The following is a 10,296-nucleotide window of genomic DNA, read 5'->3' as shown; positions in this document are numbered from 1 at the left end:
CTTTGTACAAGGATGAGCTCTACAACTTGCCCTTCAACATGAATACGTTTTCGAAGATGTGGGGCATCCGGACTCCTGCCGAGGCCGTCGAGATTATCGAGCGCCAGAAAGCCGAAGCTGCTGAGCTTATTGGCGATGGGGAGCCGGCCAACCTTGAGGAGCAGGCGCTCTCGCTTATCGGTCGCGACGTGTATGTGAAGCTGGTCAAGGGCTATACCGAGAAGCAGTGGGGTCGCAGCTGCACCGAGCTTCCCGCTGATATCATCAAGCGCCTCCCCGTGCGTCTGACGTACGATAACAACTACTTCAACGATCGTTGGCAGGGCATCCCTATGGGCGGCTATACGGCGATGGTCCAGCGCATGTTCGGCGACGCGGAGATTCAGCTGTCTACGGAATATCGCGAGTTTAAAGAACAGAACCCCGATATCGCCGACCGCACGATTTACTGCGGTCCCATCGACGAGTACTTCGACTTCAAGTTGGGCACGCTTGAGTATCGCAGCCTTCGTTTCGAAACTGAGACGGTTGAGTGCGAGAATTGGCAGGGCAATGCTGTGGTGAACTACACTGAGCGCGAAGTGCCTTACACTCGTATCATCGAGCACAAGCATTTTGAGAAGCAGGAGTCTCCGGTTTCGGTGATTACCCGTGAGTATCCGGCCGACTGGAAGCCCGGCGATGAGCCGTATTACCCAATTAATGACGGGCGCAACTCCAAGCTGTATGCGGAATACGAGAAGCTAGCCAAGCAAGAGGGCGACGTGGTGTTTGCTGGTCGCTTGGGCGGCTATAAGTATTACGACATGGACAAGGCGATTGACGCCGCATTCGACCTGGTGAAAGACGAATTGGGTGTTGATTTGCGCGCCTAGTGACGTCGTCTAAGGGATGCTATTTTAAGAGCTTGAGCTTGTTTGCTGGTTGTAGTTGTCGAAAGGCCCGCACGGTTGTGCGGGCCTTTTTTGCGTTAATTGCCATAACGGAAGTAGGGGAGCTTGAAGCATTGGTGTTTAGAAATGGCCTTTTGCCGCGCCTCCTGCGTGTTTGCAAGGGGATGGGGAGCAGGCGGCGCGGCAAAAGGCCATCTGACAATTGGTGATTGCGGATGGTCGGGCAACGTGGAGCGAGAAAGTGTTCGACCTGGAGTTAAATCGATTGCTGAGGCTGTTGAGGGCACCCGCCCAAGGGCGGGTGCCTTTGATCGCTGAATGATTGTTGAGGCTAGGGGTGCGTCCCTTTCTCCTGGGCTGTGACGATAGGTGGGACGCACCTCTGTAGATTGGCTTTTCGGGCTTGGATTGAGGCTAGAAGGCGAAGACGCTGCCGCCGGTGGTGTAGAAGACCATGCGAAGCAGGATGGCGCTTGCGCACGAGCAGACTACGATAAGCCGGCCGGCAATGCTCCATTTCGTGGATTTCTTGCCCCAGAATGCGCAGGCGAATGCTGCGAGGGCGAGTATGATTGCGGCTATTGTCAACGACAGCGACCCGCCGGAGAATGCCGAATAGTTGGCGGCATCGACGAGCGCGTGCGTCGGATGGGTTGGATCGTAGCGGTATCCCACGGAGACGAACGTGTTTTCGCAGGTAGACATGGCGATTGCATAGCAAATGGTGGTAAGCGCGCTAAGCTCGCTTGAAGCAAGTGCAAGGACGCCGCTGCACTTTGCAGCAGATTGCGAGCGCATTGCGTCGAGAGCGGCGAAAAGCCCGGCACTTGCGGAAATGAACGTGGTGAACAGAATGAGGGGCCACTGCAATTCCATGGGTTACTCCTTTCCTTGCCAGGTGCGGCCGCGCAGCACGTAGAGGAACTTCGGGTTGTTGCCCACGTTCGGCAGGTGATGCACATCGGAAGCATCGTAGGGTTTGGCGATGTCGCTGTATTTCTGGCGCGCGTTGTGCACGTCGTCGTACGAAACGCCTTTGCCTTGCTTCGTGGGGTTCGCGGGGCATTCGAAGTTGTCGATGCCTTCATCCAGGTCGCCGAAGAAGCGGGCGCGCCCGCCGCATTGCGCGACGCATTGGGGAAGCTCACCCTGGGCGGTTTTCTGCGTGCAGAGCGTGCATTTCTCGGCAATGCGTTCGTCCTCGTTGAGATAGCGCACGTTATAAGGGCAGGCCATGACGCAGAACTGGCAGCCGATGCACTTCGACTTGTCAATTTGGATGGTACCGTCGGGTGCGATGTGCGAAGCCTCGGTGGGACACACCTTCACGCATTCGGGGTCTTTGCAATGCTGGTATTGCATGGGCAGGAAATACGTTTCGATATTCGGGCGTTTTCCCTGGTAATCGCTACATTTATTCGGGCCGACGCGCAGCACCTTGATCCAGGAGCTGCCGATAGGCACGTTGTTCACGGTTTTGCACGCCGCCGAGCAGGATAGGCAACCGACGCAGCGGTTGAGGTCGGTCATGATCGCGTAATGGGACATGGTGCGTTACGCCTCTCTTCTGATGTCGTAATCGGGCAGCCATTCGCCATGTCGGTGACTTCCCAGTAAGGGTCAAGTGGGCCGGCGCCTTCTGCGCCCAGCGACGGGACGCGGGTGGGACCGCGGTTGCCGGCGGGCGTGTCGACGTTGCCGGTGAGATGGCGCAGGTGCAGCAGCGTGCGTATACACTGCACTACGTCGCCAACCTGGTCGGTTGCAAGCTGAAAGTGGATGCCGCCGTTGCCCCAGCGCTGGCCTTCGGGGCGCGTGGCCCAAGCCAGGCACGCCTCGCGGATAAACTGCGCGTTAACGCCGGTAATGTTGGCCGCCCATTCGAACGTGCATTCCTTCACGGAATCGAGCAGGTAGGTCCACACGGGGCGGACGGTGTGGGTGGAGCCGTCTTTCAGCGTTACCTGGAACGAGCCGGTAAGTGCCGGGTCGATGGAATCGAATATCGAGGTGGGAGGCCAGTAGCCGCCGCCTTGATCAAGCAGCGCGCCGGTGTTGAAGCGCGGGCCCTTGCAGATTTAGGCGCCCTGCACGGAGTTGGGTGTGCCGATGATCTGTTTGCGGCGTGCGCGGTGCTGCCTGTTGTGGCTGCCGCGGTGCCGATGACAATGAGCGGCGAATGCGACACGCAGTGCGCGAAGGGGAATGCTGCCGCCGCTGGACGGGCTTGCCGCGAGGATGACGGCGCCGTTCGCGCTGCTGTCGCAGTTCCCGAACAGGTGAAACACATGCTGCGCATGGCGAGCGGGCTGGGTTTGTGCGGGCTGCTGGTTAGCTTTGCGAACGCGTTCGCCGACGGAGCGGCGCGCGCGATGGCTCTGTCGGCAACGAGGCAGTATTTCGACAACCTGGGGCAGGCGTCGTTTATTGCGGCAGGGCTTGTTTTGCTGCGGTGTTCGTGGATTTGTGCCTGCGCTTTTTAACCGATGGCATTGCTGCAGCATATCGCGTCGTCATGCTGGTGATGGCGGCGTTTTTGGTGTTTTCGCCCATATTCGGGCAGATGGGGCCGCTTGCAGTGTTCGTGGCACTGCTGCAGCAGGGTGCGTTCAACATCCTGTTCTTCGTCATCGTTGCTCGTGCCATGGCCGCCCGACGTGCGGACGCAGCGGGGCTGTTCTGCGTAAGCTGGGGCATGATGACGGCGGGCCAGCTGGCAGGTTGGGCCGTGGCGGGGCTGTTTGGCGCGCTGCTGTTCGCCATGCCGAACGCCGGGATGGCAGTGGCGCTTGTTTCTGTGGCGTTGGTGTCGGTGGCATACATGTTTGCGCTTCCTGGGGCGAAGTTGAGCGAGCTTATAGCAGGCGAAGGCCGCGCTGCGCAATGCGCGGGCGACATTGGGCGAAGCGGCGGGTTTGCGAGCTCCGAGCCTGGCGGACACAAGCGCGCGTTCCAGGAAAAGTGCCAGGTTGTGGCGCGGGAATTCGGGCTGACGGAACGAGAAGCCGAAGTTATGGTGCTGCTGGCGAAGGGCCGGACGCGGGCGCGCATCCAAGAAGAGTTGTACCTGTCAAGCGGGACCGTGGCAACGCATGCGCGGCACATCTACCAGAAGGTGGGCGTGCACAGCAAGCAGGAGCTGCTGGATGTGATCGAATCGGCGGGCGAGCGGCCTGCTCGAAAGACGGAAGGCACCCCTCGGAGTTTGCGGGCGATGGACATTTGCATGCAGGCGCGCGGACGAGCTTTGCGGGTGCGAATGACGCGCGATAAGTCCGCGCGGCTGAAGGGGCTTTCGAATTCTTATTGAGGCTTCGACGTCCCTTGGAGCTTTGGGCCGACGGGGTTTGCGGCCGGTTGCTTGCGGGCGCGCGGGTGAATTCCTTCAATACCTAGTTTGCTGCCGTGTTAATTCTGCGGGAAGTTCCCGTGTTGTGCATATGACCAGGTATAATGATTTTGGAATATACTAGGTAAATGGAGGATAGGCCATGGCCGGTAGCATGGATGTTAACGAATTCGTGGCGCGCGAGGCGCTGAAAAACGAAGACAAATTCAAGAAGCTGGTTGCGCAGCTGGGCGATTCTTCCCGCCGCAACCGCCAAAACGCGGCAAGCTCGCTTGCGTTCATCGCGAAGGTAAGCCCGGCTTTGCTGGTGCCCTGCGCAGGGGACGTCATCGACGCGCTTAACCGCCCCGAGGCCCAGACGCGTTGGGAGTGTTTGGACGTGCTGACTGCGCTGGTTGCGCAGGAATCGCGCTGCACGGACAAGGCGCTGCCCGGTGCGGAAACGGCGCTGTTCGACGAGGAAAGCGGCTTTGTCCGCCTGGCCGCCATGCGCTTCTTCTGCGCATATGGTGCAACTACCGAAAAGCGTTCCGAGCACGTGTGGCCGCTTATCGACGAGGCCATCCAGTGCTATCACGGCGACGTGGAGTTCAACGACATGCTGAACGCCGTTGCCGAATTCGCCACTGGCAAGCTTTCGGAGCACGTTAAGGAACAGCTCGTTGAGAGAATGTCGTTCGATGCGCATAATGGCAAGGGCGCGCTGAAACGCAAGGCGCAAACCATCATTGACAACGCGCAAGGAAAATAACCTTGGAAACCTCAGGCTGCACCGTTTTTCGGCGCAGCCTGTTTGTTTCGAACCGTCCGCAAGTGTCTGCGGGGGTTAGTTCGAATGCAAGCAGGGGTCGGTTTTAGCCGGCTCGAATATGGCTGCTGGAAGGAGTGGCAATGGCACAGCATACGGTTACGCTGATTCCGGGCGACGGTATTGGCCTTGAGGCGTCGGCGGCTATGCAGCGCGTCGTCGAGGCGGCTGGCGCGGATATCGCGTGGGAAGTTGCTGAAGCGGGCGCGGCATGCGCCGAGAAGACGGGCACGCCGTTGCCTGATGAGACGGTTGAGGCCGTCAAACGCAATAAGGTTGCCATCAAGGGCCCGTGCACCACGCCGGTGGGAACGGGTTTTCGCAGCGTGAACGTTGCGCTGCGCAAAACGCTTGATCTGTACGTGTGCCTGCGCCCCGTGGCTTCGCTGCCGGGTGCCGGTGGGCGATACGACGACGTGGACCTGACCATCGTGCGCGAAAACTCAGAGGACCTGTACGCGGGCGTGGAGTTCGAAGAGGGATCCGAGGCTGCGGGCAAGCTCATCCAGTTCTGCGCTGACGAAGGCGCGGGCGTCATTCGCCCCGACTCGGGCATCTCTATCAAGCCCATCTCCATCACGGCTACGCAGAACATCGTGCGCTATGCGTTCGACTACGCGGTCAAGCATGGCCGTAAGAAGGTTACGGCTGCTCACAAGGCCAATATCATGAAGTATTCCGATGGCTTGTTCCTGCGCGTGGCGCGCGAAGTGGCCAAGGAGTACGAGGGCAAGGTTGAGTTCGACGACCGCATCATCGACGCGTTCTGCATGAACATGGTCATCGACCCGGCGCAGTTCGACGTGGTGGTGTTCCCGAACCTGTACGGCGACATCGCCAGCGACCTGGCAGCGGGCCTGGTGGGCGGCCTGGGCATTGCCCCGGGCGCGAACATCGGCAAGGAATATGCCGTGTTCGAGGCCGTGCACGGTTCCGCGCCCGACATCGCGGGCCAGAACAAGGCCAACCCCACGGCAGAGATCATGTCGGCAGCCATGATGCTTGACCACCTGGGCGAACTGGAAATTGCCGAGCGCATCCGCCGCGGCGTGCGCGCGGTGTACGCCGACGGCACCGTGCTGACGGGCGACATCCGCAAGGCAACGGGCAGCAACGCCCCGGCCGCAAGCTGTACCGAGTTCACCGACGCGCTTGTGGCGGCCATCAAGGCGCAGGCGTAAGGATATAGGCGAGGGAAGGCTGCCTGCCGTTTGGGGCGCGGCCTTCCCTCTTTCGTTTGAAGGGACGGGGTTGCAGAAGCAATCCTGGTCGCGAGGACGGGTTTCGGGCTAATAGGGCGCAAGGGGCGAAGCTTGGCCGGTGAAGGCCGTGCCCCGATGCGATCTGCTCAACCGGTGCGATTCTCGACTTCGCTTTTTGGATTCATCCCGGCCCTTCCCTATTTTGCAACGACACGATGGAAGCGCATCGGCGCTTCAAGGGGGACGATATGAAGAACGAGAAGTTCGCCGCTACCCTTTCCGTGGGGGATGCCGCGTACACGTACTATCCGATCGAGCAGATTGCCGGCTCTGAGAAGCTGCCGTATGCGCTGAAGGTGCTGCTAGAGAACGTGCTGCGCAACGCTGAAACGCCGGAAGCGGCTGCTGACCTGGCGAAACGTGTGATTGAAGCCGGTTGTGCCGGCGAAGTTGGCAGCGAGGTGGAGTTCAGCCCCGCGCGCGTGCTGTTCCAGGACTTCACGGGCGTGCCGGTGTTCGTGGACTTTGCCGTTATGCGCGAGGCATGCGCGAGCTTGGGCGGCGACCCTGCGAAGATCAATCCGCAAATCCCGTGCGATTTGGTTATCGACCACTCCGTTATCGCCGATGTGGCGGGTTGCTCGTGCGCCATGGAGAAGAACATGGAGCTGGAGTTTCAGCGCAACGGCGAGCGCTACAACTTCCTGAAGTGGGCGCAGGAGTCGTTCGAGAACGTGCGCATCGTGCCGCCGGGAGCGGGCATCTGCCATCAGCTGAACATCGAGCAGTTCGCGCGCGTGGCCATGACGTCGGAAGCCGCCGGCGTGAAAACGTCTGCGGGCGAGAACCCCACCGTGTACTTCGATACGCTGGTGGGCACGGACAGCCACACGCCTACGGCTAACGGCATCGGCGTGCTGGGCTGGGGCGTCGGTGGCATCGAGGCCGAGGCCGCGGCGCTGGGCCAGCCGATCACCACGCTGGTGCCGAAGGTGGTGGGCGTGCGCCTGACCGGCAAGCTTGCCGAAGGCGTGGCCGCCATGGACGTGGCGCTGACGTTCGCGAAGATGCTGCGAGAGAAGGGAGTGGTCGGCTGCTTCGTCGAGTGCTTCGGCCCCGGCCTTGACAGCTTGAACGCCACGCAGCGCACGTGCATCTCGAACATGACGCCGGAATACGGCAGCACGTGCACGCTGTTCCCCGTTGACGAGCAGACGCTGGCGTATCTGCGCCTGACCGGCCGCAGCGAAGAGCAGGTGGCGCTGGTCGAGCAGTACGCGAAGGCGCAGGGCTTCTGGAACGACCCGGCCGCGCCCGAGCGCGTGTACGCCGACGTGCTGGAACTTGACCTGGGCAGCGTGAAGCGCAGCATTGCCGGCCCGTCGCGCCCGCACGACCGCATTTGGCTTGACGAGGCGCAGGAGCGTTTCCGCGGCATTTGCGCCGATCGCGGCCTTGACCTGGGCAAGAAGGTTACCGTTGACGTGAACGGCCAGACGTGCGAGCTGAGCCACGGCGCGCTGGCCATTGCCGCGGTGACCAGCTGCACCACGGCAACGGATCCGTCCATGATGCTGACGGCGGGCTTGGTGGCGAAGAAGGCAGCCGAGGCGGGCCTTGCCCCCAAGCCGTGGGTGAAGTGCATCCTGGCGCCGGGCAGCCGTGCCACCGAACTTCTGCTTGAGCGCGCGGGGTTGCTTGACGGCCTGCGCCAACTGGGCTTTTACACGTGCGGCTTCGGTTGCATGAGCTGCATCGGCAACTCCGGCCCCGTGCTGCCGCAGCTGCACGACATTGCCGACGACCTGGAACTTGCCAGCGTGCTTTCGGGCAACCGCAACTTCGAGGGCCGCATTTCCCCCGATGTGTCGCAGAACTACCTGGGCGCGCCGGCAACGGTTATCGCGTATTCGCTGGCGGGCACCATGGACGTTGACCTGACCACCGCCGAGCTGGGCAAACGCGCCGATGGCACGCCGGTGCACCTGGCCGACATCTGGCCGACGAACGAGGAAGTTGCCGAGCTTCTGGCGAAGTTCGCCACGCAGGAGCTGTACGAGGAAGGCTCGCGCGGCCTGTACGACGGCGACGCGGCGTGGCAGCAGCTGGGCAGCGAGCCGTCCGACACGTTCGCGTGGGATGCGGACTCCACGTACGTGCGCCGTGCGCCGTACTTCGACGGCATGGGCGCCGAGCCCGAGCCGGCGGCGCCGATTGCCGACGCCCGCGCGCTGGCATTCCTGGGCGACTTCATCACCACCGACCACATCTCGCCGGCTGGCAGCATCGCGCCCGATTCCCCGGCGGCGAAGTACCTGAAGGAGCGTGGCGTGGCGCCTGCCGACTTCAACACGTACGGCGCGCGCCGCGGCAACCACGAGGTGATGATGCGCGGCACGTTCGCCAACGTGAAGCTGGCGAACAAGCTGGCGGAGGGCAAGAAGGGCGGCTGGACGCGCGACTTCCTGAACGGCCAGGTCACGCCCCTGTTCGATGCGGCTATGGATTACGAGCAGGCCGGCGTGCCCCTGGTGGTGGTTGCCGGCAAGATGTACGGCAGCGGCAGCTCGCGCGACTGGGCGGCGAAGGGCCCGATGCTTCTGGGCATCCGCGCGGCGTTCGCCGAAAGCTTCGAGCGCATCCATCGCTCGAACCTTATTGGCATGGGCATCATGCCGCTGCAGTTCGCGGAAGGTGAAAGCGCCGAAAGCCTGGGGCTTGACGGCTCCGAGCAGTACACGGTGGGCGCCGTGGACTTCTCGCACGGCCTGCCCGAGCCGCGCGTGGTGGACGTGACGGCGAAGAAGGCCGACGGGTCTGCGGTGGCGTTCAAGGCAACGGTGCGCGTGGACACGCCGACGGAGGGCAAGTACTTCGAGAACGGCGGCATCCTGCAGTACGTGCTGCGCCAGCTGGCGAAATAACGGTTGCGTGCTGGGACGGCGCGGGGTGTAAGCGGCGCGGCAGCGTTCGCACCCGGCTTTGCCCCGCTGCGACGCGATCGCTGATGCGGCGTGCGCGCTTGGCCAAACGGCTTCGGCTGTGCAAGCGCGAAAGCGCGTTGATGCTCGAGGCGTTGCACCTGACGTTGCCCCGGCGTCACTATAAGGTAACGAAAGCGTTCAGCTTTTCCGGAAGCTGGACGCTTTCGTGTATGATGGGGAGAATCGCAAACTTCAAGGGAAGAAAGGGATGCCGTGAAACAGACATCCGGTTTTGAGTCGCTCATCGATGCCCTTAAACAGTCGGGCTTCGACATGGGCGCGGGATTCGGTGGGCCGCAGAGCGGTCCGACCGCCAGCAGCGAAGGGGGGTCGCAGCAAGGCGGCGCAAGCCCGTTCGGCGGCGGCGCGGGAAACCCGTTCGCGGGCTTCGGCGGCCATGGCGGCTCGGGCGGCAAAGGCGGCGACGCCGATTTCTCGTTCGGTGACAAAATGGGCCAGATGAGCAAGAAAGCGCTGGTCATCCTTGCCATTCTGCTAATTGTGGTGCTGCTGGTTGCTTACTGGTGGTTCCATCCGCCCATCAATATCCATAGCACCGACACGTGGCTGTTCGTGGCCGTGTTCGTGCTGCTGCCGCTGTTTGTGTTCTGGCGCGCAAAATCGCGCACGTACGAAACGGGCAACAGCAAGGTTGATCCCAGCCGCACGAAGGCCAAGGCGTTCAAGGTTGCATCGTGGGTACCGGTGGTCATCGCGCTGGTGGGCGTGCTGGGCGCCGTGGCGTCGCTGTCCATTTTCCCGGGCAACGCCGCCAAATACGCCAACGTGCTGCAAACGCAGGACGCCGACTTCGCGCAGGATATCCAGCAGGTCGACTACTCCGAGATTCCCATCATCGACCGCGATTCGGCCGCGCTTCTGGGCAATCGCGCCATGGGCAACATTCCCGAGTACGTCAGCCAGTTCGAGATTGCGGGCACGTATAGCCAGATCAACTATCAGGGCACGCCCGTGCGCGTGAGCCCGCTGGGCTATGCCGACCTGTTCAAATGGCTGACGAACCGAGCCCAGGGCATCCCGGCGTATGCGCTGGTAGACA

At 62.0% G+C, this 10,296-nt stretch carries 9 protein-coding genes and 1 pseudogene; 7 read left to right on the top strand and 3 right to left on the bottom strand.

Annotated features, from left to right (window positions below; all coding sequences use genetic code 11):
- Window positions 1–875 (top strand): UDP-galactopyranose/dTDP-fucopyranose mutase family protein (locus ACWI6D_RS08745; RefSeq protein WP_449134399.1); only part of this gene is annotated, 875 nt, incomplete at its 5' end.
- A gap of 432 nt (window positions 876–1,307) precedes the next feature.
- Here the strand turns inward: ACWI6D_RS08745 and ACWI6D_RS08740 are convergent.
- The 3 genes from ACWI6D_RS08740 to ACWI6D_RS08730 are packed head-to-tail and all read right to left on the bottom strand — an operon-like array spanning window position 1,308 to window position 2,818.
- A complete protein-coding gene (locus ACWI6D_RS08740) occupies window positions 1,308–1,769 on the bottom strand; it encodes a hypothetical protein (RefSeq protein ID WP_449134398.1) in 462 nt (153 codons plus the stop codon).
- 3 nt (window positions 1,770–1,772) lie between these two features.
- On the bottom strand, window positions 1,773–2,441 hold the full coding sequence (locus ACWI6D_RS08735) for a 4Fe-4S dicluster domain-containing protein (RefSeq protein WP_449134397.1): 669 nt from the start codon (window positions 2,439–2,441) through the stop codon (window positions 1,773–1,775).
- Window positions 2,420–2,818 carry a hypothetical protein gene (locus ACWI6D_RS08730; RefSeq protein ID WP_449134396.1) on the bottom strand — a complete coding sequence of 133 codons (399 nt, stop codon included), beginning with the start codon at window positions 2,816–2,818 and terminating at the stop codon, window positions 2,420–2,422. Before ACWI6D_RS08730 ends, ACWI6D_RS08735 begins: the two co-directional genes overlap by 22 nt.
- Window positions 2,819–2,926: 108 nt before the next feature.
- On the opposite strand from ACWI6D_RS08730, the gene ACWI6D_RS08725 reads away from it, so the two are divergent.
- The 6 genes and pseudogenes from ACWI6D_RS08725 to ACWI6D_RS08700 all read left to right on the top strand — a co-directional run.
- Entirely contained in the window at window positions 2,927–3,376 is a 450-nt protein-coding gene (locus ACWI6D_RS08725) for a hypothetical protein (RefSeq protein ID WP_449134395.1), read from the top strand.
- Window positions 3,352–4,203, top strand: coding sequence for a response regulator transcription factor (locus ACWI6D_RS08720; RefSeq protein WP_449134394.1), 852 nt, complete (start codon window positions 3,352–3,354; stop codon window positions 4,201–4,203). The genes ACWI6D_RS08725 and ACWI6D_RS08720 overlap by 25 nt, the downstream gene beginning before the upstream one ends.
- A gap of 181 nt (window positions 4,204–4,384) precedes the next feature.
- Window positions 4,385–4,993: a hypothetical protein gene (locus ACWI6D_RS08715; protein ID WP_288284736.1), complete on the top strand. Its 609-nt coding sequence runs from the start codon at window positions 4,385–4,387 to the stop codon at window positions 4,991–4,993.
- 140 nt (window positions 4,994–5,133) lie between these two features.
- The gene (locus ACWI6D_RS08710) at window positions 5,134–6,231 is read left to right on the top strand and encodes an isocitrate/isopropylmalate dehydrogenase family protein (RefSeq protein ID WP_449134393.1); all 1,098 of its coding nucleotides are present in this window, start codon (window positions 5,134–5,136) and stop codon (window positions 6,229–6,231) included.
- A gap of 269 nt (window positions 6,232–6,500) precedes the next feature.
- Window positions 6,501–9,176 (top strand): aconitate hydratase AcnA, encoded by a 2,676-nt coding sequence (gene acnA, locus ACWI6D_RS08705; RefSeq protein WP_449134392.1) that lies wholly within the window; start codon window positions 6,501–6,503, stop codon window positions 9,174–9,176.
- 273 nt (window positions 9,177–9,449) lie between these two features.
- Window positions 9,450–10,296, top strand: a pseudogene (locus ACWI6D_RS08700) (Tat pathway signal sequence); the annotation flags it as partial.

The sequence above is a fragment of the Senegalimassilia sp. genome (assembly GCF_977052095.1).
Note: the sequence above shows the minus strand (reverse complement) of the source record. Positions and strands in the feature narration are given on the sequence as shown.

Coding starts and splice junctions, on each gene's coding strand:
- ACWI6D_RS08735 (WP_449134397.1), bottom strand. CDS start 2,441: ATGTCCCATTACGCGATCATGACCGACCTCAACCGCTGCGTCGGTTGC.
- ACWI6D_RS08715 (WP_288284736.1), top strand. CDS start 4,385: ATGGCCGGTAGCATGGATGTTAACGAATTCGTGGCGCGCGAGGCGCTG.
- ACWI6D_RS08710 (WP_449134393.1), top strand. CDS start 5,134: ATGGCACAGCATACGGTTACGCTGATTCCGGGCGACGGTATTGGCCTT.
- acnA (WP_449134392.1), top strand. CDS start 6,501: ATGAAGAACGAGAAGTTCGCCGCTACCCTTTCCGTGGGGGATGCCGCG.
- ACWI6D_RS08740 (WP_449134398.1), bottom strand. CDS start 1,769: ATGGAATTGCAGTGGCCCCTCATTCTGTTCACCACGTTCATTTCCGCA.